Source organism: Alloyangia pacifica (assembly GCF_900116195.1).
GTDB lineage: Bacteria > Pseudomonadota > Alphaproteobacteria > Rhodobacterales > Rhodobacteraceae > Salipiger > Salipiger pacificus.
In genome coordinates, this window is record NZ_FOZW01000002.1 from 265,648 (window position 1) to 287,537 (window position 21,890).

Annotated in this window: 20 protein-coding genes; 7 read left to right on the plus strand and 13 right to left on the minus strand. The window is 67.8% G+C overall.

The genetic code is table 11. The features are described from left to right. Positions 1-49: 49 nt before the first annotated feature. The 4 genes from BM397_RS05705 to BM397_RS05720 form a co-directional block, all read right to left on the minus strand. Positions 50-775: a copper homeostasis protein CutC gene (locus BM397_RS05705; RefSeq protein ID WP_092419577.1), complete on the minus strand. Its 726-nt coding sequence runs from the start codon at positions 773-775 to the stop codon at positions 50-52. 20 nt (positions 776-795) lie between these two features. Continuing rightward, a complete protein-coding gene (locus tag BM397_RS05710; protein WP_092419580.1) occupies positions 796-2,001 on the minus strand; it encodes an MFS transporter in 1,206 nt (401 codons plus the stop codon). 101 nt (positions 2,002-2,102) lie between these two features. After that, positions 2,103-3,545, minus strand: a complete 1,443-nt coding sequence (locus BM397_RS05715; RefSeq protein WP_092419583.1) for a M81 family metallopeptidase — start codon at positions 3,543-3,545, stop codon at positions 2,103-2,105. A 68-nt stretch (positions 3,546-3,613) separates the two neighbouring features. Beyond that, positions 3,614-4,477, minus strand: coding sequence for a MurR/RpiR family transcriptional regulator (locus BM397_RS05720; RefSeq protein WP_092419586.1), 864 nt, complete (start codon positions 4,475-4,477; stop codon positions 3,614-3,616). Positions 4,478-4,651: 174 nt separating this feature from the next. Here BM397_RS05720 and BM397_RS05725 point away from each other — a divergent pair, with 174 nt between their 5' ends. The 3 genes from BM397_RS05725 (at position 4,652) to BM397_RS05735 (ending at position 7,188) form a co-directional block, all read left to right on the plus strand. Next, a complete protein-coding gene (locus BM397_RS05725) occupies positions 4,652-5,137 on the plus strand; it encodes a hypothetical protein (RefSeq protein WP_092419589.1) in 486 nt (161 codons plus the stop codon). Further along, positions 5,137-6,234: a D-TA family PLP-dependent enzyme gene (locus BM397_RS05730; RefSeq protein ID WP_092419592.1), complete on the plus strand. Its 1,098-nt coding sequence runs from the start codon at positions 5,137-5,139 to the stop codon at positions 6,232-6,234. The genes BM397_RS05725 and BM397_RS05730 overlap by 1 nt, the downstream gene beginning before the upstream one ends. A gap of 66 nt (positions 6,235-6,300) precedes the next feature. After that, a complete protein-coding gene (locus BM397_RS05735) occupies positions 6,301-7,188 on the plus strand; it encodes an aminoglycoside phosphotransferase family protein (protein ID WP_092419595.1) in 888 nt (295 codons plus the stop codon). A gap of 106 nt (positions 7,189-7,294) precedes the next feature. On the opposite strand, the gene BM397_RS05740 is transcribed toward BM397_RS05735, so the two are convergent. The 5 genes from BM397_RS05740 to BM397_RS05760 form a co-directional block, all read right to left on the minus strand. Further along, the gene (locus BM397_RS05740) at positions 7,295-8,419 is read right to left on the minus strand and encodes an ABC transporter ATP-binding protein (protein WP_092419598.1); all 1,125 of its coding nucleotides are present in this window, start codon (positions 8,417-8,419) and stop codon (positions 7,295-7,297) included. A gap of 71 nt (positions 8,420-8,490) precedes the next feature. Continuing rightward, positions 8,491-9,699 (minus strand): ABC transporter substrate-binding protein, encoded by a 1,209-nt coding sequence (locus BM397_RS05745; protein WP_092419601.1) that lies wholly within the window; start codon positions 9,697-9,699, stop codon positions 8,491-8,493. Positions 9,700-9,859: 160 nt separating this feature from the next. Next, on the minus strand, positions 9,860-10,720 hold the full coding sequence (locus BM397_RS05750) for a carbohydrate ABC transporter permease (RefSeq protein WP_218124838.1): 861 nt from the start codon (positions 10,718-10,720) through the stop codon (positions 9,860-9,862). Further along, on the minus strand, positions 10,717-11,601 hold the full coding sequence (locus BM397_RS05755) for a carbohydrate ABC transporter permease (RefSeq protein WP_092419604.1): 885 nt from the start codon (positions 11,599-11,601) through the stop codon (positions 10,717-10,719). The genes BM397_RS05750 and BM397_RS05755 overlap by 4 nt, the downstream gene beginning before the upstream one ends. Beyond that, the gene (locus tag BM397_RS05760; RefSeq protein ID WP_092419607.1) at positions 11,601-12,761 is read right to left on the minus strand and encodes a Gfo/Idh/MocA family protein; all 1,161 of its coding nucleotides are present in this window, start codon (positions 12,759-12,761) and stop codon (positions 11,601-11,603) included. Before BM397_RS05760 ends, BM397_RS05755 begins: the two co-directional genes overlap by 1 nt. 237 nt (positions 12,762-12,998) lie before the next feature. Between BM397_RS05760 and nagA the strand changes: the two genes are divergently transcribed. The 4 genes from nagA (at position 12,999) to BM397_RS05780 (ending at position 17,388) form a co-directional block, all read left to right on the plus strand. Next, a complete protein-coding gene (nagA, locus tag BM397_RS05765; protein ID WP_092419610.1) occupies positions 12,999-14,138 on the plus strand; it encodes an N-acetylglucosamine-6-phosphate deacetylase in 1,140 nt (379 codons plus the stop codon). Further along, positions 14,135-15,055 carry an ROK family protein gene (locus BM397_RS05770; RefSeq protein ID WP_092419613.1) on the plus strand — a complete coding sequence of 307 codons (921 nt, stop codon included), beginning with the start codon at positions 14,135-14,137 and terminating at the stop codon, positions 15,053-15,055. Before nagA ends, BM397_RS05770 begins: the two co-directional genes overlap by 4 nt. Positions 15,056-15,136: 81 nt before the next feature. Beyond that, positions 15,137-16,642 carry a M81 family metallopeptidase gene (locus tag BM397_RS05775; protein WP_092419616.1) on the plus strand — a complete coding sequence of 502 codons (1,506 nt, stop codon included), beginning with the start codon at positions 15,137-15,139 and terminating at the stop codon, positions 16,640-16,642. A gap of 2 nt (positions 16,643-16,644) precedes the next feature. After that, entirely contained in the window at positions 16,645-17,388 is a 744-nt protein-coding gene (locus BM397_RS05780; protein WP_176806471.1) for an SDR family oxidoreductase, read from the plus strand. A gap of 92 nt (positions 17,389-17,480) precedes the next feature. Here BM397_RS05780 and BM397_RS05785 read toward each other — a convergent pair whose 3' ends face one another. From BM397_RS05785 to BM397_RS05800, 4 genes are all read right to left on the minus strand, one after another. Further along, entirely contained in the window at positions 17,481-19,052 is a 1,572-nt protein-coding gene (locus BM397_RS05785) for a ribulokinase (protein WP_092419622.1), read from the minus strand. A 30-nt stretch (positions 19,053-19,082) separates the two neighbouring features. Further along, positions 19,083-19,772, minus strand: a complete 690-nt coding sequence (gene araD / locus BM397_RS05790) for an L-ribulose-5-phosphate 4-epimerase AraD (RefSeq protein ID WP_092419626.1) — start codon at positions 19,770-19,772, stop codon at positions 19,083-19,085. 109 nt (positions 19,773-19,881) lie between these two features. Further along, a complete protein-coding gene (locus BM397_RS05795) occupies positions 19,882-20,835 on the minus strand; it encodes an ABC transporter substrate-binding protein (protein WP_092419630.1) in 954 nt (317 codons plus the stop codon). Positions 20,836-20,879: 44 nt separating this feature from the next. Next, positions 20,880-21,887 (minus strand): ABC transporter permease subunit, encoded by a 1,008-nt coding sequence (locus BM397_RS05800; RefSeq protein WP_092419633.1) that lies wholly within the window; start codon positions 21,885-21,887, stop codon positions 20,880-20,882. Positions 21,888-21,890: the final 3 nt, after the last annotated feature.

A 21,890-nucleotide genomic window follows, 5' to 3' on the forward strand; every position in this document is an offset into this window, starting at 1 on the left:
GGGGCGGCGCGGTTCGGTTCCGTGAAGGGCGGCCTCGGGGCCGCCCTTGTCATGTCCGGAGAAGCCGCTTCAGCCCGGCCACCGTGGCCGCATCCGTGCGCCGTGCGCCCTCGGGCTGGAAGCCGAAGCGGGCGATGGCGCCTGTCCCGGGGTCCGGATGCGAGGCCGAGGCATGAACCTCGGCCGGGTCCAGCGCTTCGATCAGCGCGGGCAGGGTGGCGGCGGAGACGCCGGCCCCGGGCATGATGGCGATCCGGCCAGCAGCGTGGGCCGTCATCTGCCGCAGTCGGGCGAGCCCCTCGGTGGCCGATGCGGCGCCGCCCGAGCTGAGGATGCGAGAAGCCCCGAGATCGGCCGCCTGATCTATCGCGGTCAGAGGGTCTTCCATGAGGTCGATGCAGCGGTGAAGGGTGATGTCGAGGCCCCGCGCCGTGCTCACCAGCCGCCGCATGACGGCTAGGTCGAGCGTTACACCGCCTGGCTCGCTGCGCGTTGCGCCGATCACCACGCCTGCGAGTCCGGCGCGCGCGACGGCGGCAATCTCCACCTCCATGGCCGTGACCTCGTCTGCGTTCCAGTCAAAGCCCCCGGCGCGGGGGCGGATCATCGCCATGACAGGGACAGGCGCGCGCGCCGCAAGCGCGATCAGCCCCGCCGTCGGCGTCAGCCCGCCGAGTGCCAGCGCCGAGCACAGCTCGATCCGGTCCGCGCCGCCCTCGATGGCGGCAGCCAGCCCGTCGGGGCTGTCGACGCAAATCTCCAGAATGCGGGTCATTTCGGCTCCTTCGGGTTGGATCAATGGATCGGCCGCCAGCGTTCCAGTGCCACGAGCCCCAGCGCCCCGGCAAGCCCGACCACAATCCCCATGGCCGCGACGGTGGCATAGCTGCCGATGCTGGTGCCGAGGCCGAAAAGCCCGGCGGCGATGGCTCCTGCGAGAAACAGGTTCAGCGAGATGAGCGAGGCCGAAAGGCCGGGGCGGTCGGCGATCAGCTCCTGCAGGTAGCCCAGCGGCAGGGTGATCAGCGCCGAGGCAGCGGTGCCGCCGAGGAAGGCCCCCGCGATGATCATGCCGGGCGAGGAGGCCATGGCAATGGTGCCGAGGTAGCCGGTGTAGAGCGCCATGGCGATGGCCAGTGTGGTGACCGTCGAGATGTAGCGGGTGACCCGTGCCCAGGCGAGCAGGAAGACCAATTCCATCCCCGCAACGATGCCCACCGCGATCCCGACGTCACCGGTGGTGCCCCCGGCCCGCCCGGTCATGATCAGCGGCATGACGGCGGCATGCACGTGGATGGCGGAGGTGATCGCGGCGGTGCCGAGGACGCGCAGTGCCACCGAAGGGCGCGCGAGCAGTCCGAAGGCGCCGAGCAGCGAGACTTTCGGCGGCCGCCTTGCGGGATCGCCGCTGCCACCGCGCGGCATGGTTAGCTTCAGCACGATGAGCACCGCCGTCGCTGCGAGCGCCGCCACGAGGAAGGCCGGCAGCATCGAGCCGCGTCCTGCCAGCGCAAAGCCCAGCACCCCCGGCACGAGGATCCAGGCCGCCGAGACCATGCCGCGCAGGGCCGAGGACATGGCGGCGCGGTCGGCGGCGGGCAGCCCCTCGGAGAATACGCGCCCGGCGGCAAAGAGCATGGGCACCAGCCCGTTGAAGATCGACACCGGCAGCAGCAGTGCGAGCACGAAGACCGCCGGATGCGGGAAGAGGAAGATCGCGCCGTATCCGGCGATGCCGACGGCGGCGAGCCACATCAGGAGCTTGCGGTAACCGGTGTCGCGGTCCGCCAGCGTGCCGAGGTAGATCGAGGCGATCACGTTGATGACCGCCGCGCAGAGGGTGAGCGCCGAGAAGGCGGCGTCCGACAGCCCCAGCTCGCGGATCGCCACCACCGACTTGTAGGGCGCGGTCGAGGCCGCCGCGATGCCGCAGCAGAAGACCGCCGCGGCGCAGGCGCGCAGGCCTTTCGAGGCGTTGAGGGATTTGAGAATGTCGAACATCGGGCTCTCGGAGGTGGGCGGCCCGCAGGTCGCGGCAATGCGGTCGTGCTTTGACGCGGCGCATTTACACGCCGCGTCTGGGGATATGTGTTCTTAGGAGGTCACGCGCGGGCAGAGCGGGTCGGAGCCGGGGTGAATGTCGCCTCCAGGTCCCAGGGGTAGATGCCCGGCGCGCGGTGGTGGCTCTCGAGCCGCGGGATGTCCTGGTTCACCACGCCATCGGTCAGCGCCATGAGGTTCGGGTTGGCGATCGGCGCGAGGTCCGGGGACAGGTAGCCCGACTTCACCACCAGCAGGCCGACCTTGCGCGGATCGAGTCCGAGCAGTTCGAAGTCTTCGAAATTGTGGTAGGGCCTGCGTCGAGCCGCGAGCACGAGGGTGATGCCACCGGTCTTCACCACTGCCTGGGCAAAGGCGCCGCCCGCACCCTCCACGAGATTGACCACGGTGAAGCGCGCAGTGGCGCTCTCGCCCGCCGGGTCGAGCTTCGCGCCCACGGTCAGTTCCAGCTCGGCACCGGTGCCTGCTGCGAAACAGGCGGCGACGGCCTCGGGGTCGGTGATCCCGGCGATCAGCGCATCCTGCCAGTCGCGCGCGATCAGCGCTTTCAGCACCAGCCCGTTGTCACCGACTCCGCCGCCGGTGGGGTTGTCGCCGCTCTCGGCGAGGATCACCGGCGCGGTGCCCGCATTGGCCGCAATCTCCAGCATCTCGTCCAGCGGGCCGGTCACCGGGCCGAAGGCGAAACCGCCGCGCGCGTCCCAGTAGGCCTGCGCCAGCTCGGTCGCCACGGCCTCGGCCTCGGCGGCGTCGGTGCCGGTGACGATGGCGGCGGCGGTGCCGCGCGGCTCGTCCGCCCAGACGTAGCCGACCATCTGGTCGGCGGACCAGATGCCGGGGCGCGTGTCATGGCCGGGCAGGGCGGCGTAGAGCGATTTCGCCGGCTCATCCTCGGTCGAGGAGCGCTCGCCGGGCATCAGCACCGGGATCTTCGCCCAGGTGACGAAGGGGCGCTCGCCGCTGCGCAGGCAGCGCAGCAGCATCTCCCAGGCGCGCCCCATGGTCTCGGCCACGTCGATATGCGGCGCGGTGCGATAGGCGGCGAACATGTCGATCTGGTCGATGATCCGCTGGCTGACATTGCCATGCAGGTCGTAGCTGACCGAGATCGGCACCTCGGGGCCGACGAGATCGCGCACCGCCTTGATCCAGTCGCCCTCGGCGTCCCACATACCGTCCACATGCATCGCGCCATGCATGGCGAGGTAGACCCCATCGAGCGGCAGCGCCGCCTCGAGCCGGGACAGCAGGTCGGACTTGAAGCCCTCGTAGGCGGCGCGGTCCACCGGACCGCCGGGCACGGCGCGGGCGTGCAACAGCGGCAGGATCTCCACGTCGTCCTGCTGCAGGAAGGCGAAATAGTCCGAGGCGGTCAGCGCGTCGCCGCGCATCACGGCGAAATCCTCTGCGCGAATGAGCACCGGGTTGTAGGTCGAGCATTCGGTATGGATGCCGCCGACGGCAATCCGTTTCTTCGTGGTCATGGTGGTCTGGCCTGTTGGTCTGGCGTTGCGGAGGGGGCCGCTTTGGCGCGACCTCTTGGGGAGGGGGCTCAGTCGCCCAGAAGCTGCCGGTCGTCGCCGTCGCGGTGGCGGATCAGGCTCTCCTTGATCCGGCGCAGGGTGGCGGCGCTCTCGGTGCGGTTGGTGTAGGCGACAAGGTTGGCGAGGATGTCGACCACTGCCAGCATGGCGTAGCGGGTCGACGTGGGGCGGAAGATGTTCTCGCCCTCGGGCAGGTCGACCGAAAGCACCACGTCCGCAGCCTCGGCCACGGGAGAGGTGGATTGCGTCAGCGCGATGGTCTTTGCCCCCTGGTCGCGGGCGAGTTCGAAGGCGCGGACCAGCTCGGCGTTGCGCCCCGAGAAGGACGAGCCGATCACCACGTCGTGCGGCGTCACCGCCGAGGCCTGCATCATCTGCATGCCGTGGTCGGTGGTGGAGGTGATCCGCTTGCCGAGCCGGAACAGCCGGTTCTGCAGCTCGTTGACGATCATCGAGGAATTGCCGCCAGAGCCGAAGGCATAGATCATCTCGGCCCGTGCGAGGGTTTCGGCAGCGCGCTCCATCGCCGCCATGTCGAGCGCATCATGCATCATGAACAGCGCCTTCTGGGCCTTGGTCACGATGTCCTCTGCGACCTCGGAGGGCGTGGAGGAACGCGCCTCGGGGCGCAGGTAGCGCAGCCCGACGTAAGAGGATTTGGCCAGCGTCACCTTGAAGTCGGAAAAGGAGTTGCAGCCGAGACGGCGGCAGAAGCGGGTCACCGTCGGCGGCGACACTTCGGCCCTTGCGGCGAGGTCGGTTATCGAGGCATTGGTGGCAAAGTCGATATCCTTCAGCACCAGATCGGCGATCCGCTGCTCGGATTGCGAGAGCTTCAGCCCCTCCTGCATCAGCGTGGCAAAGATATCCATGGCCCGTCCCCTCCGGCAGTTTCGTCGGTCGCCGGCCATGGTTGAAAACACCCCGGAACCGAAAATCATTTTCTTATTTTCGTTGACACTCTGGCATGGGCCTAGAAAAGTAACCAGAGTTTTCGCTCGAACACGAAAAAAATTTGCAACACAACAACAGAAGAGGCCGCAGAAATGCGTGATCCGATGCAGAACCCCTTCGCGCCGGAAGACAGCGCCCGTCATGCCATCTGGGAGATGCTGGTGCCGCGCGACATCGATGCCTTCATCGGTGCCGACTGGGGGATGATCGAAGGCGATTTCATCTCCGAGAACTTCATCGGGATGAACGGCAACTTCGATCCCGATCCGCAGAACTGGGGGCTCTCCTTCGGCTCGCTCGATGCCTATCGCGACGAATGGCTGCGGCAGGCCGCCGAGGGGCAGAAGACCGACTATGCCGAGGATCAGCGCGCGGGCATCTTCCGGGCGACGAAACTCGAGGAGATCGAGATCGACGGGCCGGTCGCGCTGGTGCGCAAGAAGTTCGATGGCACGATCAAGCGCGCCGATGGCGGCGAGGATCGGCTGCTGTGGCAGACGCTCTATACCTGCCGCGAGACGGCGGACGGCTGGAAGATCGCCGGCTTCGTGGGCTACCTGCCCTATGGGGGGCACTGATGCCGGAGATCGCGAACATCTGGCCCGCCCCCGGCACGCCGCTCACCGAGCTTCTGACCCCGCTGCCGGTTATCGACGAAGCGCGCATGGCCGCCAACATCGCGCGCGCTCAGGCACATATGAATAGCCTCGGCCGGGCCTTCCGGCCGCATATCAAGACCCACAAGCTGCCGGAGGTGGCGCGCGCGCAGATCGAGGCGGGTGCGGTGGGGATCAACTGCCAGAAGGTGACAGAGGCAGAGGTCTTCGCCGCGGCGGGCTTCGACGACATACTGATCACCTACAACATCCTCGGGGCCGCGCGGCTGGCGCGGCTCAAGGCGCTGAACACGAAGGTCGGGCATCTGTCGGTGACGGCGGACAGCTCCGAAGTGGTGGCCGGGCTTGCCGCGACCTTCGGAGCCGAAGAGCCGCTCACGGTGCTGGTCGAATGCGATACGGGGGGCAAGCGGTGCGGCGTGCAGACACCCGAGGCGGCGGCGGCGCTGGCAGGCGAGATCGCGGCGACCGAAGGGCTGCGCTTCGGCGGGCTGATGACCTACCCGGCCCCGGGAGGGGCAGTGGCGGTCGAGGCTTTCGTGACCGGAGCCAAGGCGCTGCTGGACGAGGCGAGCCTTGAGTGCCCGGTGGTGACGGTCGGCGGTACGCCGGACTTCTTCGCCGCCGGAGATATCCCCTCGGCCACCGAACACCGTGCCGGGACCTATGTCTACAACGACCGCGCCATGGTGCGGGCGGGACATGCCAGCCTTGACGACTGCGCCATGCACATCCTCGTCACCGTGGTCTCGCGCCCGACGCCGGACCGGGCGGTGATCGACGCGGGATCGAAGGCGCTGACCTCCGACCTGCTGGGGTTCGAGGACCACGGGCTCATCGTCGAATACCCCGGCGCGCGGATCACCGGGCTGTCGGAGGAGCATGGCGTGGTGGACCTCTCGGACATCGAGGGTGAGGGGCCAAAGGTCGGCGACGTGCTGCGGGTCATTCCCAACCACACCTGCGTGGTCACCAATCTCTTTGACCGGATGGTGTTCCACGACGGCGCGGTTGTCACGCGGGTGCTCGAGGTGGCGGCGCGCAGCACCGTCTGGTGAGGGCCCGCGCAGAGCGTGGGTAGTCGGAGCACACCTGCCGGTGCTCTGCGCGAGAGAGGCGGCACGATGGTGCGTCCGGACGAGTTTGCCATTGACGATGCCACCCTCGCGCGCCTGCTGCACGCGCAGGCCCCGGGCTGGACCGAGCTGCCGCTGCGCCGGCTTGCCTCCTCGGGGACCGACAACGCGATCTACCGGCTGGGCGAGCACCTTTGCGTCCGGGTGCCGCGCAGGCCCTCGGCGGAGGGTCTTCTGGCAAAGGAGATGGACTGGCTGCCGCGCCTCGGCGGCCTGCCGCTGGAGGTGCCGCACCTCAGGTTCCGCGGGCGGGGGGACGGGGTCTCGGTGCCCGATTTCGCCGTCCTCGACTGGATGGAGGGCGGTATCGCCTCGCCGGGGGCGATTGCCGACTGGCCTGAGGCGGCGCGGCAGCTGGCTGCCTTCCTTGGCGCTTTGCAGAGGCAGGACACGCGGGCCGCGCCGCGTGCCGGCGAGAGCAATCACAGGCGCGGCGTGGCACTTCGGGACTTGAGCCCGGTGACGCGCGATTGCATCGACCTGCTGGCCGACGAGATCGACGCTGCGCCCGCCCGTCAACTCTGGGAAGACGCCTGCATCGCGGCGTTCCGCGGGCCGCCGGTCTGGCTGCACGGCGATCTCAAGGCGGACAACCTGATTGCCCGGGATGGCACTCTCTGCGGCGTCATAGACTGGGGGTTGGCGGCAATCGGGGATCCGGCCGTAGACCTTGCGGCCGCATGGTCCTGGGTGGCGCCCTCTGCCCGCGAGGACTTTCGAGACGCGCTGGATGTGGATGATGTGGTTTGGCAGCGGGCCCGGGGCTGGGCGCTCTACGGGGCGGTCATCGCGTTGAGCTATTATCGCGGCGGCAGGAACGAGGCGCTCTGCCGCCAGTCGCGGCAGACCCTGGCGCGGCTCGGGCTGCTGCTCTAGCGATTGCGGCACCGCTGGATACCTGAAAGCCAAAGCCCCCGCTGATCGAGCGGGGGCTTTGCTGTCTCCGTGTCCGGCCCACAAGAACTGGACGGCATACCTGTTCCTAGGCGGTGGCCGCGTCCGGGATCGGCATGGCGCTGTCGACCCTGCGCGGGAGCGCGGTGCCCTCGGCGTCGAAGAGGTGGCAGTCGGCGGCGACGAAGGACAGGGTGGCGGGCACCTCCGGGGCGACCTCGGAGGCGCCGGGCAGCAGTGCCGAGACCGTGCCGACGTGCTCCAGTTCCGCGTAGGCCACGGTGTTCACGCCGAGCCGCTCGACGACGGTCGGCACCACCTCGATCGACACATCCCCTGAGGTCTGGCTCAGGTGCTCCGGGCGGATGCCCAGCGTGATCTGCGTGCCTCGCAGCCCCAGCGGTGCCTCGACCGGCACGGTGATCGTGCCGCCGGTGACGAGATGCACCGTAGCACCCTCGGGGCCGACAGCGGTGCAGGTGCCGGGGATGAAGTTCATCCGCGGGTTGCCGATGAAGCCCGCCACGAAGAGGTTGTCGGGCTTGTGGTAGAGTTCCAGCGGCGCGCCGACCTGGCTGATGTTGCCGCCGTCGAGCACAACGATCCGGTCGGCCATGGTCATCGCCTCCACCTGGTCGTGGGTAACGTAGATCATCGTCGCCTTGAGCTTCTGGTGCAGCGCGGTCAGCTCGATGCGCATTTCGGCGCGCAGCGCGGCGTCGAGGTTCGACAGCGGCTCGTCGAAGAGGAAGATCGAGGGCTCACGCACGATCGCACGGCCGATGGCGACACGCTGGCGCTGGCCGCCCGAGAGGTTGCCGGGTTTCTGCTGCAGCCGGCTTTCCAGTTGCAGGACGCGGGCGGCGCGCATCACGCGGTCCTTGATCTCGGCCTCGGGCAGCCTCTCGACGCGCAGCGGAAAGGCGATGTTCTCGAAGACCGACATATGCGGGTAAAGCGCGTAGCTCTGGAACACCATGGCGATGCCACGCTTGACGGGGGGCAGATCGTTGACGCGCTGGCCGTCGATCGTGCACTCGCCTTCGGTGATCTCCTCCAGCCCGCAGATCATCCGCAGCAGGGTGGACTTGCCGCAGCCCGAGGGGCCGACGAAGACGACGAATTCGCCATCCCGGATGTCGAGGTCGATCCCGTGGATGACCTCAAATTTGTTGAAGCGCTTCTTCACACCGCTCAGGGCAAGCTGTCCCAAGGGAGATTCCTTTCCTAATCAAGCGGTCCGGACCCGAGGGTCCGGACCATGAGAACCCTTGCGGGTTCGGATCACTCGAGTTCCTTGAGGGCCGCGTCGGCCTTGGCCAGCGCGTCGGCCGGTTCCGCCTGGCCGGTCACCACGGATTGGACCATCTCGATCATGATGTTCTGGAAGCCGCGGTAGTCGGTGAAGAGCGGCTCCGGGCCACCGAACTCGATGCCGTCGATGTAGGGCGCCCAGTAGGGGTTCTCCGCGACCAGCGCGTCGATGTTGGCGGAGGGGCGCAGCGGGGTCAGGCCTTCGGCGAGGTCATACTCTTCCTGCGCTTCCGGCGCGGTGAGGAACTTCGCCAGCTCGATGGCCTTTTCCTCGTAGCCGGAGCCCGAGAAGACGGCGAGGCTGTCGGTGATCAGCAGCGTGCCGGGGCCCTCGGCTTCCGGGCCGAGCGGCAGGTTGGCCACGCCCCAGTCGATGTCGGTGTCCTGCAGGCGCGAGACCGCGCTGATCGAGGCGTGCATCATGGAAACGCCGCCGTCGAGGAAGATCGCGCGGACCTCGTTCTGCTCGTAGGCGGTCGGGCCTTCCTCGGAGTAGGGGACCAGCGTCTTGTAGGCTTCCAGCGCCTCGAGGTTCTGCGGCGAGTTCAGGACGATGTTGCCCTCGTCATCAACCACCTGGCCGTTGTTGGTGTACACCCAGTGCAGGAACTGGTGCATGGTGTTGTCGAAGGTCTTGGCGACGAGGCCGAACCCGGCGCTGTCGGTATTCTCGGTGACCGCCTTGGCGGCGTCGATGACCTCGGCCCAGGTCTTGGGCGGGGTTTCCGGGTCAAGACCGGCTTCCTTGAAGAGGTCCTTGTTCCAGTAGAAGGCCTTGGTCGAGAAGGCGACCGGAACGCCCCATTGTTCGCCCTGGTAGGTCACCGTGTCGACCACGTTGGGGAAGTAGGAAGCCTTTTCCTCGTCGCTCATAGGGATCGGCTCGATCAGGCCGAATTCGGCGAATTCCTTGAGAGTGCGCGATCCGACGTAGGCGAGACCCACGGGGGTGCCGGCGACGGCGAGCGTGGTCACCTTGTCCTGGCACTGGCCCCAGCCGACAACCTCGGGGGCGACGGTCCAGCCCTCGTTCTCGGCTTCCCACTGGTCGATGTACTTCTGCTGAACCGGGTTCATGTTGTCGCCGCAGACGATCATCGTGATCTCTTCGGCCATGGCCGGCATCGCTGCGGTCAGCGCGACGAGCGCGGCGCCGGTGCGAAGAAGGGTCTTGGTCATTGCTTTTCTCTCCTGTTGGTGCCCCTCGGGGCGGGCCGGGTCTTGCCGCGTCCGCGGCGGGCCTTTTGGTGCCCCCTTTTGCGGGGGCCGCCGGTCACCCCCTCCCCGGGGGCCGTTGGTGGGCCCCCGCGCGCGGCGCGGGAGCCGGGTCTTGCGCGGCTTACTGCTTCACCGCCCCGGCGGTGAGGCCGGCCACGAGGTAGCGTTGCAGCGCGAAGATCAGGATCATGGCCGGGGCGATGCCCACGAAGCTTGCGGCCATGAGTTCATTCCAGATCACCTCCTGGCGACCGAAATAGGCATAGAGGCCGATGGGCAGCGGCATGTACTCGGTCTTGGAGTTGAAGGTCAGCGCGAAGATGAACTGCTGGGCGTAGGCACCGATGAAGGTGGTGATCGCCACCACGGTGATACCCGGCATCGCCAGCGGCAGGATCACCCGGCGCAGGATGTAGAAGTGGCTCGCGCCATCGACATAGGCGGCCTCGTCCAGCTCGCGCGGGATGCGGCGCATGTAGGTCGAGAGCAGCCAGATCGCGGTGGGGATGAGGAAGGCCACCCCCGGCACGATCATCGACCAGTAGGTGTTGAGCATGCCGTAGGCGCGCATCAGCCGGAACAGCGGGATCAGCAGCACCGCGCCCGAAAACATGTTCACCGCCAGGAAGGCGCCGAGCAGAGTGCCTGAGCCGCGGAAGGTGATCCGGGCGAAGGCATAGGAGGCCGGCACCACCAGGATCAGCACTACGGCGGTAATCACCGTGGAGATGAAGAAGGAGTTGAAGATGTAGCGGCCGAACTCCGGCACGCTCTCCCACATGGTGAAGTAGGCCTTGAACGAGCCGTTCTCGGGCAGGAACTTGTAGGGTGTCGAGAACAGCAGCCCGAGCGGCTTCAGCGAGACCAGGAAGCCCTCGATGAAGGGGGCCAGCACGAAGAAGAGGAACACGAAGATACCGCAGTACATCAGGACCACTTCCCACCAGCGGTAGCGGTCGATCATGGCGTTTTTCTTCATCATGTCGTCATCCTCTTCGACAGCTTGGTGACCGCGCGGAAGTAGAGCAGCGCGAAGGCCGACAGGAACAGGCAGATGACCACCGCGCGCGCCGCGCCTTCGCCGAACTTCTTGGAGCCGAGCGCGGTCGAGTAGGTGTCGATGATCATCGTCGTGGTCGATCCCGAGGGGCCGCCCTGGGTGAGGATCCAGATCGGATCGAAGGAGTTGAAGGTCGAGATCAGCGAGATCATCGACATGGTGATCGCCGCCGGGAAGATCATCGGCAGGGTGATGCGGCGCATCCGGTAGAAGCGGCTGGCGCCATCGGTCCAGGCGGCCTCGTGCAGATCCTGCGGCACCGATTGCACGGCGGCGAGCATGTACATGGTCACCATCGGCACGCCGATCCATACGTCGGTGATGATCGTCGCCCAGAAGGCGGTGTTGCCATAGGCAAGGAAGGCCACCGGCCCGTCCACCAGCCCGAAGCGCTGCATCAGCCCGGAGATCATCCCGAACTGGCCGTTGTACATCCAGCCCCACATGAAGATGCCGATCGCCATGGGCACGATCCACGGCGGCATTGTCAGGATGCGGAAGAGGGCGCGACCGGGCAGGGCGGCGTTGAGCAGCATCGCCCCGCCGGTGCCGATGATCATCTTCAGCGAGACCGACAGGAAGGTCCACAGGAAGGTCCGGCCGATGATGGTGGCGAACTCCGCGTCGAAGATCTTGGCATAGTTCTCCCAGCCGATGTAATCGGTGGTGCGCCGCAGCGAGGCGTTGGTGAACGACAGGTTCACCGTCTGCAGCAGCGGGTAGACGACGATGGCGGCCACATAGGCCAGCGCCGGGATCAGCAGGATCCAGGCGAAGATGACGGCTGATTTCTGTCCGGGCATCAGGCCGGCACCCTGGCGTTGAGCGCCTCGTCGAACAGGTCCCACGTGCGCGACATCTCGATCACCGAGCGCTTGGCGCGGGCCTCGTCCATGGCCATGACCAGCAGCCCGGCCTCCAGCGCGTCGAGCACCGAAACCGGTTGCTTCGCCCCGGTCAGCACCGAGGCGATGACCCCCTTCGCCATTTCCTCGTCAGCGCCGTAGTGGTGCGACAGCTCCGAGGCCTCGTAGACCTTGCGCTGCAGCGGCTGGCGGGTGTGGCTGTCGGTCACGTTGAGATAGCCCCGGACGAAGTCGCCCTCGGCCATGCCGCGGGTGCCGATCACCGCGAAGCGGCGGAAATCGTCCGGCACGTTGAGGTTGGTGTGGAAGTTCAGCGCCGCGCCGTTCTCGTATTCGACGATGGCCACCTGGTAGTCGATGATCTCGGCGTCGCTGTCGAAGACCTTGTCCGACCCGTTCCAGCCCGAGGGTTTCTGGCTATAGACCCCCAGATCGTTGATGCCCCGGTTGCGCGGGTCGTTGGCGGGCACAAAGCTGCGCCGGCCACCGAAACTGCTGACCCGCTCGGGGCGGGCACCGATGACGCCGTTATAGAGGTCGATATCGTGGCAGCATTTTTCCAGCATGAAGCCACCGGCCCAGCGGTCGTAGCGCCGCCAGTCGCGCATGAAGAAGGCGCCGTGATAGGGCGGGATGTGCTCACTGGCTTCAATCGAGACCACGTCGCCGAGCTCGCCCCGGGCCTGCGCGGCGCGCAGGTCGGTGTAGAGCGGCGCATAACGCAGCACGAGGCCGATCAGCAGGTTCTCGACGCCGTATTTCGCCAGCAGCTTGGCAAGCTCGAAACTGTCTTCCTTGGTGGTGACCACGGGCTTTTCCGAGAACACTTTCACCCCGGCCTCGAAGCCGGCGCGGATGTGCTGCAGGTGCATGTAGTTGGGCGAGCCGACCATCAGCAGGTCGAGGTCCTCGGCCTTCAGAAGCTCTTCCACGCTCTCATAGGCGGTGCCTGGGGAGATGCCCTTCTCCTCCAGCAGGCCCATGCCCGCGGGGGCGGGATCGACGTAGCCGGCGATCTCGAAATCAGGATGCATTTGCGTAAAGACCTGGGCCAGATAGCCAAGGCGGTACCCTAGCCCGACGATGCCGACTTTCATTCTCGATCCCTGTTCTTGCCTCGGGTGCCGACGCCATGCATGAGCAGAGACGATGCGGCGTTCGGACCCGAATTCCGTAATTTATTTTCGTAGACTGTGGGCGAGTTTCGTGACAGTCAATATAAAAATGCGAAAGACAGCGGCTATGATGAAATTCATTTTCAGACTCTGCCTCCGGTGCGGGCAATGCGCTCCGGTCTGGCAAGAGCCTTGCGGGCGCAGGGGGCTTCGAAGCGCATGACGGCAAGGGTTTCTCCGGTTGCGCGCCGACTCTTCGACGGTCGTAACTGGCACGAAAACGCGGCGCTGGCGCATGCGGACGGGGTGGTCACCGAGGTGATTCCCGGCGGCGCGCCGGAGGTGGCACTGATCGTTCCCGGCCTCGTCGACCTGCAGGTCAATGGCGGCGGCGCCGTGCAGTTCAACGACGACACCAGCGCCGAGGGGCTGGCGGCGATCTGCGCCGCGCATCGGACGCTCGGCACGACTTCGATCCTTGCCACGCTGATCACCGACACCGCCGCGAAAACCGCCGAGGCGCTCGCAGCCTGCGCGGAGGCGCGCTCGGCGGGGCAGGCCGGATTGGCGGGCCTGCACCTCGAGGGGCCGCATCTCGATCCGCGCCGCAAGGGCACCCATGCCGAGGAGCTGGTGCGGCCGATGGAGGAGGCTGACCTGCAGCGAATTCTCGCAGCCGAAGACAGCTGCGGCCATCTGCTGGTGACGCTGGCCCCCGAGGCTGCGACGGCGGAGCAGGTGGCGCGGCTGGTGGCGGGGGGTGTCCAGGTCTCGCTCGGCCACAGCGATTGCAGCGCCGAGACGGCGGCGGAGTATTTCGCCGCCGGTGCCAGCATGACGACCCACCTGTTCAATGCGATGAGCCAGATGGCGCACCGTACCCCCGGTCTCGTCGGGGCCACGCTGGACGCGGGCACGGTGAGCTGCGGGCTGATCGCCGACGGGCATCATGTCAGCGACGTGGCCATGCGGATCGCGCTGCGTGGCAAGCGCGGGCCGGGGCATGTCTTCCTCGTCTCGGATGCCATGGCGGCGACCGGCTCGGACCTCGCCGAGATCACCCTGAACGGCCGCACGATCTACCGAGCGGGCGGGCGGCTGACGCTGGCCGACGGCACGCTGGCAGGGGCCGACATCTCGATGCTCGACGCGCTGCGCTACTGCGTCGAGGGGCTCGAAGTGCCGCTCGACGAAGCGCTGCGCATGGCGACGCTCTATCCTGCGCTGGCGGCGGGCCTGACTGGAGTCGGGCATCTGGGTGCGGGGGCACAGGCGGATTTCCTCGTTCTGGACAACGCGCTGCAGCTGCAATCCGTATGGGTCGGCGGTGACTGCTCCAAGGGCGAGGGCGGGGCATGATCGTCTGTTTCGATATCGGTGGCACTTCGGTGAAGAGCGCCGTCGCCACCAGTGTCCACGACGTGCGCGCGCTGTCGCGCCGTCCGACGCCCGGGGATGACTTCGACGCCTTTGTCGCCACGCTGGCCGCCGCCATCGCCGAGGCCGGTGGTCGCCCCGAGCGCGTCGCAATCTCCATTGCCGGGGTGGTTGATCCCAAGACCGGCCGGGCCACCGTCGCCAATATCCCCTGCCTGACCGGACGCCGCCTTGCGCCGGAGCTGTCGGCGAAGCTGGGGCTCGAGGTGCTGGTGGCCAATGATGCCGATTGCTTCGCGCTGGCCGAGGCGGGTGTCGGCGCGGGCCGCGGCCATGACGTGGTCTTCGGCGCGATCATCGGCACCGGAGTCGGTGGCGGGCTAGTGGCCGGGGGGCGGCTGATCGGCGCGGGCAGCGGCTACGCCGGGGAATGGGGCCACGGGCCGGTGGCCAAGCGGCTGCTCGACTGCCTCGATGCGCCGCTGCCGTCCTATCAGTGCGGCTGCGGCCTGAAGGGCTGTCTCGATGCCACCTGCTCGGCACGCGGCATCGAGCGGCTGCACCGCGACATTGCCGGGGCCGAGCTGCCGTCCACCGAGATTCTCGCGCTCTGGCACGCGGGAGACGAGGGCGCGGCGAAGACCGTCGCGGCCTGGCTGGAGCTGCTCTCCGGCCCGCTGGCGATGGTCGTCAACATGACCGGGGCGACCGTGGTGGCCGCGGGTGGCGGGCTGTCGAACGACGCTGGGCTGATGCAGGCGCTGGATGCCGCCACCCGGCCGCTCACGCTGTCCAAGCCGGCCGAGCCGCTGGTGGTACAGGCGCAGTGCCGCACCGAGCCGGGGCTGGTGGGCGCGGCGATCCTCGCCCTGCGCGAGCCGCCGCGCGACGCCGCCTGAGCGGATGGTCCGGCACGCGGCGACGAGTTTTCACCAAGGCAGGCCGCTTGCGGCCCGCCGCAACGCAAGGAGGGTCGCCGCGTGAGGGTGTTTACCGCGTCTCTGGCCACCGAAACGAATACCTTCTCCCCGCTGCCAACCGACCGGGCGGCCTTCGAGGCGGCCTTCTACGCGGGCCCCGGGGAGCATCCGGAGACGCCGACGCTCTGCTCCTCGCCGGTGCCTATCCTGCGTCAGCGTGGGCGCGAAGAGGGTTTCACCGTGATCGAGGGCAGTTCGACTTGGGCGGAACCGGCAGGGTTGATCAAGAAAGAAACCTTCGAGGAGCTGCGCGACGAAATTCTGGATCAACTGCGGGCGGCGCTGCCGGTCGACGGCGTGGTGCTCGGCCTGCACGGGGCGATGGTGGCGCAGGGCTACGACGACTGCGAGGGAGATTTCCTCGCGCGGGTGCGTGATATCGTCGGCCCGGATGTGCTTGTCGCTGCCGAGTTCGACCCGCACAGCCACCTGACGCGCAAGCGCGTGGCGCAGCTCGACCTCGCGGCGACCTTCCTCGAGTTTCCGCACACGGATTTCCAGGAGCGCGGCGCGCATGTGGTGGACCTTGCGCTCAGGGCGCTGCGCGGCGAGGTGCGCCCGGTGATCTCCACCTTCGACTGCAAGATGATCGGCATCTACCCGACCAGCCAGCAGCCGATGCGCGGTTTCGTCGACCGGATGAAGCTGCTGGAAGGTCAGGGCAATATCCTGTCCTGCTCGGTCATCCACGGGTTCATGGCGGGCGACGTGCCCGAGATGGGCACGAAGATCATGGTGGTGACCGACAATGCCCCCGAAGAGGGCGCGGCGCTGGCCCGCAAGCTGGGCGAGGAGCTCTATGCGCTGCGTGGCAGGACCGCGATGCCGATCCTCGACTATGAGGATGGCATTGACCAGGCTCTCGCCGTGCGCAAGGCCGATCCGTCGATGCCGGTGACCATTGCCGACACATGGGACAACCCGGGCGGCGGCTGCGCCGGAGATGGCACCTACGTGCTGATGTCACTGATCGCGCGGGGCGTGGACAAGGTGGCGGTGGGGGCGATCTGGGACCCGGTTGCGGTGAGCTTTTGCCATGCCGCCGGCCTCGGGGCGCGCCTGCGCCTGCGCTTTGGCGGAAAGGCTGGGGCCGAGGCCGGCCCGCCGATCGATGCCGAGATCGAGGTGATCCATCTCGCGCAGGAGGGCCACCAGAGCTTCCGCGCCAGCCGGGTGACGCTGGGCCGTTCGGCCACGGTGCGCATTCTCGGCACCGAGATCGACATCGTGCTGATCTCCAGCAGGACGCAGACCTACGAGCCGACGCTGTTCTCCAACCAGGGCGTCGATTACGCCGGGAAGGAAATCCTGCTGGTCAAGTCCACCAACCATTTTCACGCCGGGTTCGATCCGGTGTCGTCGCGGATCATTCACGTGGACAGCCCGTCCTCCTACCCGACGAAACCTGCGCAGACCGACTACCAGAAGGCGGGCCGGGATTTCTGGCCCAAGGTGGCGGATCCGCTCGGTCTTGATGCCGTGACCGCCGAAGACGAGGAAGCCTGATCATGTTGCTGAACGGAAAACGCGTTGTGCTGACCGGGGCCGGGGGCGGCATCGGCACCGCCATGCTGGCGGCGCTGAAGCAGGCGGGCGCGCATGTGGTGGCCTGCGACCGGGCAGGCAGCGGCGTGCAGGGCGACGAGGTGGTCGAGTTCGACATCACCGACACGGCACAGACCGAGGCGGCTGCGGCGAAGATCGCCGCGGCGCCTGTGGACGTGCTGATCTCCAACGCCGGGGGTACCCGCGTCGATCTGATCGAGCACACCGACACGGCGGCGATCCTGCACGACCTGCAGCTCAACTTCACCGGCGCCGCGGTGTTCAGCCGGGCGCTTCTGCCGGCGTTGCGCGGCCGCCCCGAGGGCGCCGCGGCAGTCTTCGTCGCCTCGGTCAACGGGCTCGCGCATTTCGGCAGCCCGGCCTATTCCGCGGCCAAGGCCGGGATCATCGCCTGGGCCAAAGCGCTGGCCACCGAGGAGGGCAAGCACGGGTTGCGCGCCAACGTGGTGGCTCCGGGCTCGGTGCACACGCCCGCCTGGGACGAGCGCAAGGCCCGCCAGCCCGACATCTTCGCCAAGGTGACCGCGCTCTACCCGCTGGGCCGGCTGGTGAGCCCCGAGGAGGTGGCCAAGGCGGCGATCTTCCTCGCCTCGCCAATGGCAAGCGGCATCACCGGCACCGTGCTTCCGGTCGATGCCGGGCTGACTGCGGGCAATCTGCCATTCATCGACATCATCACCGCCTGATCCGTCGCGGCGGGCGGTGAGAGGTAGGAGGGGTAGGCGATAACCCTGCCTCTTTGCGTCTTGCAGTGGTGCCCCACGCGTCGGTGCCGGGGTCAGTGCCCAAGCCGGAAGCGGCGCAGGGCGGGCAGCACGTGACCCAATTCGCGGGGCCGCCCCTCGCCGAAGGCGAAGTAGACCTCGCGGAACAGGCCCGTCAGCTCGGCGTAGGCCGCAGCGGTTTCGGGCCGGGGAGCGAAGACCCGCGTGGGTGGGCACATGGCCGCCTGCGCCTCGGTCAGCCCGGCGAATGCCCCCGCCGCCATGGCGGCGAAGACGCAGGCTCCGACACCCACCGGCGAGCGCTCGGGCACATGCACCTCGCGCTGCAGCACGTCGGCGTAGACCTGGTTCAGCACATCGTTCTTCTGCGGGATGCCGCCCGCGTTGATCACCCGGGTGAACTCCGTGCCGCCCGAGCTCATGCGGTCGATGATCAGGCTGACGTGCATCGCCATGCCCTCGATCGCCGCGTGCATCTCGTCGGCGGCGGTATGCGCCAGATCCCAGCCCAGCGTGAGGCCGCCGAGGTCGGGGCGGACCAGCACCGTGCGGTCGCCGTTGTCCCAGGGCAGGCGCAGAAGGCCGCTGCTGCCGGGCGCGCGCCTGCCGAGGCCGGCGCAGAGGCTGGCGACATCCGTACCGGCGCGCGTCGCGATGGCGTCGAAGAGATCGCCGGTGGCCGATTGCCCGGCCTCGATACCGATGGCCCCGGGGGCGACGCTGCCCGGCACCGCGCCGCAGATACCCGGCACCGGGCCGCTCTGCGGGTCGGCAAGGGCGATGATGCAGGTCGAGGTGCCGACCACGTTCACGACGTCGCCGGGGCGGCAGCCGGTGCCGATGGCGTCCCAATGCGCGTCGAAGGCCCCGAAGGGCAGGGGAATACCGGGGCGCAGGCCCATCTTTGCCGCCCACTCGGGGCTGAGCCGTCCGGCCTCCTGCAGCGAGTGGCCCCAGCGGCCGGTGATCTGGTCATTGATGCCGTCCAGCAAAGGATCGACGCGGCTCAGGAAGTCTTGTGGTGGCAGGCCGCCCCAGCGCTCGCCCCACATCCACTTGTGCCCCATGGCGCAGACGCTGCGCGGCATCTGTGCCGGGTCGGTGATGCCGCAGAGCGTGGCGGCGATCATGTCGCAATTCTCGGCGGCGGTGGCGAAGCGCGCGCGCATTTCGGGATTGTGCCGCAGGAAGTGCAGCAGCTTCGAGTAGCCCCACTCGTGGCTGTAGGTGCCGCCGCACCAGTCCAGCGCCTCGATCTTCTCGGTTCGGGCGCGGGCGGTGATCTCGGCGGCCTCGGAGTGGGCGCTGTGGTCACACCAGAGGTAATAGTCGGCCAGCGGTTGCAACTGCGCATCGAGCGGGATCACGCTCGACCCGGTGGTGTCGGCGGCAAAGGCGGCGATCTCTGTCCCGTCGATCCCGGCCTCGGCGATGGCCGCGCGCATGGCCTCGCAGAGCGCCATCATCTGGTCGTCATGCGACTGCCGCGCGACCAGCGGATCGGCGGGGTCGCGGTCCAGCGGATAGGCGGCGGAGGCCGAGGCCAGGGCCGCACCGCTGAGGGTGTCCATGATGGTGGCGCGCACGCTGAGCGTGCCGAAATCGGCTCCGGCGACAAGGGTCATCGGCGTCTCCTCCCTGAGAGTGGGGTCCGGTTACTGCCCGTAGGTGGCGTTGGCGCCGTGCTTGCGCAGGTAATGGCGGTCGAGCAGGGTCTGCGAGATCGGCGGCGGTGCGGCGTCGAGCGCGGCGCCATGCCAGGCCATCTTCGCCACCTCCTCGAGGATCATGGCGTTGAGCACCGCCTGTTCCGGATCGCGTCCCCAGACGAAGGGACCGTGCCCGGCGACCAGCACCGCCGGGATCGCCAGCGGATCGCCACTGCCGACGGTCTCGGCGATGACCTCTCCGGTCGCCTCGACATAGCGCTCGGTGATCTCCTCCGCGGTGAGATCGCGGGTGACCGGGATCGTTCCGTGGAAGTAATCCGCATGGGTGGTGCCGAGCGGCGGGATCGGGCGGCGGGCCTGCGCCATGATCGTGGCATAGGTCGAATGGGTGTGGATGATCGCACCGATGGTCGGAAAGGCGCGGTAGAGCACGAGGTGCGTGTCGAGATCCGAGGAGGGCCGGAAGCGATTGTCGAACGTCGTGCCCGCAAGGTCGGTGATCACCATGTGATCGGCGGTCATCTCCTCGTAGGGCACGCCCGAGGGCTTGATGGCGATGCGTTCGGAAACGCGGTCGATGCCGCTCGCATTGCCGAAGGTGGCCTTGACCAGCCCGTGCCGCACGGTGGCGAGATTGGCCTCGAGCACGGCCTGTTTGAGTGCAGCAAGCGTCATCGCTGGTCCTCTCGGTGGTGTCGGGTCTTCTGGTGCCGGGCTTGTGCCCGGGGGAGGGGGAGGACGGCGCCCGGCGGGCGCCGTCCCGGTCTGGCGGTTTCGGTCCGGCTCAGCGCGGGTCGGTCCAGCCCTTGTAGCCATCGAGGTTGTCGGCGGTGATCAACTCGGGCTCGAGCAGAACGGTGTCGGTCTCGGGGGTGTTGCCCATGAACATGTCGTAGCCCATCTTCAGCGCCTCGCCGGCCATCACGTAGGGGTCCTGCGAGGCCGAGGCGCGGATCAGCGAGCCGTCGCCCTTGGCCAGCTCGTCCTCGATCACCGGGGCGCCGTCGACGCCGGTGATGATGAACTCGTCACGGCCCAGCTGCTTTGCGGCCAGCGCCGCGCCGACGGCGGTGGGATCGTTGATCGCGAAGACCGCGTCGATGTGGTCGTAGCGGGTCAGAATGCCTTGCATCACGTCGAGGCCGCCATCGCGCGAGGCCTGGCCGTTCTGGTCGTCCGACAGCACGTTGATGCCGTCGTTGGCGCTGAACACCTCCTGGCAGCCGGCCACGCGGTCGATGATCGACGAGCTCTGCGGGCCGTTGATGATGACCACGTCGCCGCTGCCGCCCTCGAGGTTGTCAACGATGTACTGGCAGGCCTTGCGCCCGGCATCGACGTTGTCGGTCATCACCGTGACATCCGCACCGGGGGCCGAGACGTCGAAGGCGGCGACCACGATGCCGGCGCTCTTGGCGCGCTTCACCGCCGGGGCGATGGCGGCGGCATCCACCGCGTTCAGCATGATGATGTCGACGCCCGAGGCGATGAAGTTGTCGATCTGGCTGGCTTGCTTGTTCAGGTCGTAGTCGGCCGAGACCGAGGTCACCTGCACGTCGGGATTGATCTCCTTGGCGCGGTCCTCGATGCCCTTGATCGTGGCGACGAAGAACGGGTTGCCGAGCAGGCCGACCGAAATGCCGATGCTCTCGAGCGTCTTGTCCTGCGCCTGCGCGCCGCCTGCGGCCAGCGCGGCCGCGCAGGTGGCGGTGGTCAGAAGTGTGGTGATCTTACGCATGGTTTCCTCCCTGAAATGCGTGAGTTCGTCTTCGGCGCGGCCGGTTAGGTCCGCGCCCCTCCCTTCAGCCGGTAGCGGTCGAGCGCCACGGCGGCGATGATGACCAGTCCCTTGATGATGAACTGCCAGATGTCCGACACGCCGGTCAGGATCAGGCCGTTGGACAGCACCGCGATGATCAGCGCGCCGATCAGCGTGCCCCAGATCGAGCCGACACCGCCCACGAAGGACGTGCCGCCGAGGATCACCGCCGCGATGGCGTCGAGCTCGTAGGCCTGACCCAGCTGCAGCCCGTTGGCGGCGTAGAGCCGGGCGGCGGACATCACCCCGCCGAGCCCCGAAAGCAGGCCAGACATGGCATAGACGAAGAGCAGCACCAGGCTGACCTTGATCCCGGTCAGGCGCGCCGCCTCCTGGTTTCCGCCGACGGCATAGATCCAGGTGCCGAGCACGGTGCGGCGCAGGATGAACCACGACACGACCACCGTGGTCAGCGCGAAGATCGCCAGCCAGGGCACCCCGAAGAGGCTGCCGTTGCCGATGAATTCGAAGGGCAGGTCGGCGTTGAACACCGTGGTGTCGCCGCCCATCAGCCGCGCGACGCCGCGCACCGCCGTCAGTGAGCCGAGGGTGACGATGAAGGGTGGCAGGCCGAGGTAGGCCACGAGGCAGCCGTTGGCGAGCCCGAAGACCAGCCCCACCGCCAGCCCCGCCGGAATGCCCAGCAGCCCCCAGTCCGGGATCAGCGAGACGCTGACCGCCGCCATGGCCGAGGCCGCCAGCACCGAGCCGACCGAGAGGTCGATGCCGCCGGTCAGGATCACGAAGGTCATCCCTGCCGCCAGCACCACGTTGATCGAGGCCTGCTGCATGACGATCGACAGGTTGTTCACCGACAGGAACTTGCCGGTCATCAGGTGAAAGCCGATGGCCAGCAGGATCAGCACCGGCAGCATGCCGAGCGCCATGATGGTGCTCTTCATCCGGGCGGCACTGCCGCCGGAGTCCGGGCCCTTGCGGTTCGATGCGGTCACGTCTTGCGCGTCGCTCATTCT

Coding starts and splice junctions, on each gene's coding strand:
- BM397_RS05770 (WP_092419613.1), top strand. CDS start 14,135: ATGATCGTCTGTTTCGATATCGGTGGCACTTCGGTGAAGAGCGCCGTC.
- BM397_RS05705 (WP_092419577.1), bottom strand. CDS start 775: ATGACCCGCATTCTGGAGATTTGCGTCGACAGCCCCGACGGGCTGGCT.
- BM397_RS05745 (WP_092419601.1), bottom strand. CDS start 9,699: ATGACCAAGACCCTTCTTCGCACCGGCGCCGCGCTCGTCGCGCTGACC.
- BM397_RS05710 (WP_092419580.1), bottom strand. CDS start 2,001: ATGTTCGACATTCTCAAATCCCTCAACGCCTCGAAAGGCCTGCGCGCC.
- BM397_RS05750 (WP_218124838.1), bottom strand. CDS start 10,720: ATGATGAAGAAAAACGCCATGATCGACCGCTACCGCTGGTGGGAAGTG.
- BM397_RS05785 (WP_092419622.1), bottom strand. CDS start 19,052: ATGACCCTTGTCGCCGGAGCCGATTTCGGCACGCTCAGCGTGCGCGCC.
- BM397_RS05760 (WP_092419607.1), bottom strand. CDS start 12,761: ATGAAAGTCGGCATCGTCGGGCTAGGGTACCGCCTTGGCTATCTGGCC.
- BM397_RS05780 (WP_176806471.1), top strand. CDS start 16,645: ATGTTGCTGAACGGAAAACGCGTTGTGCTGACCGGGGCCGGGGGCGGC.
- araD (WP_092419626.1), bottom strand. CDS start 19,772: ATGACGCTTGCTGCACTCAAACAGGCCGTGCTCGAGGCCAATCTCGCC.
- BM397_RS05755 (WP_092419604.1), bottom strand. CDS start 11,601: ATGCCCGGACAGAAATCAGCCGTCATCTTCGCCTGGATCCTGCTGATC.
- BM397_RS05735 (WP_092419595.1), top strand. CDS start 6,301: ATGGTGCGTCCGGACGAGTTTGCCATTGACGATGCCACCCTCGCGCGC.
- BM397_RS05725 (WP_092419589.1), top strand. CDS start 4,652: ATGCGTGATCCGATGCAGAACCCCTTCGCGCCGGAAGACAGCGCCCGT.
- BM397_RS05730 (WP_092419592.1), top strand. CDS start 5,137: ATGCCGGAGATCGCGAACATCTGGCCCGCCCCCGGCACGCCGCTCACC.
- BM397_RS05800 (WP_092419633.1), bottom strand. CDS start 21,887: ATGAGCGACGCGCAAGACGTGACCGCATCGAACCGCAAGGGCCCGGAC.
- BM397_RS05715 (WP_092419583.1), bottom strand. CDS start 3,545: ATGACCACGAAGAAACGGATTGCCGTCGGCGGCATCCATACCGAATGC.
- BM397_RS05720 (WP_092419586.1), bottom strand. CDS start 4,477: ATGGATATCTTTGCCACGCTGATGCAGGAGGGGCTGAAGCTCTCGCAA.
- nagA (WP_092419610.1), top strand. CDS start 12,999: ATGACGGCAAGGGTTTCTCCGGTTGCGCGCCGACTCTTCGACGGTCGT.
- BM397_RS05795 (WP_092419630.1), bottom strand. CDS start 20,835: ATGCGTAAGATCACCACACTTCTGACCACCGCCACCTGCGCGGCCGCG.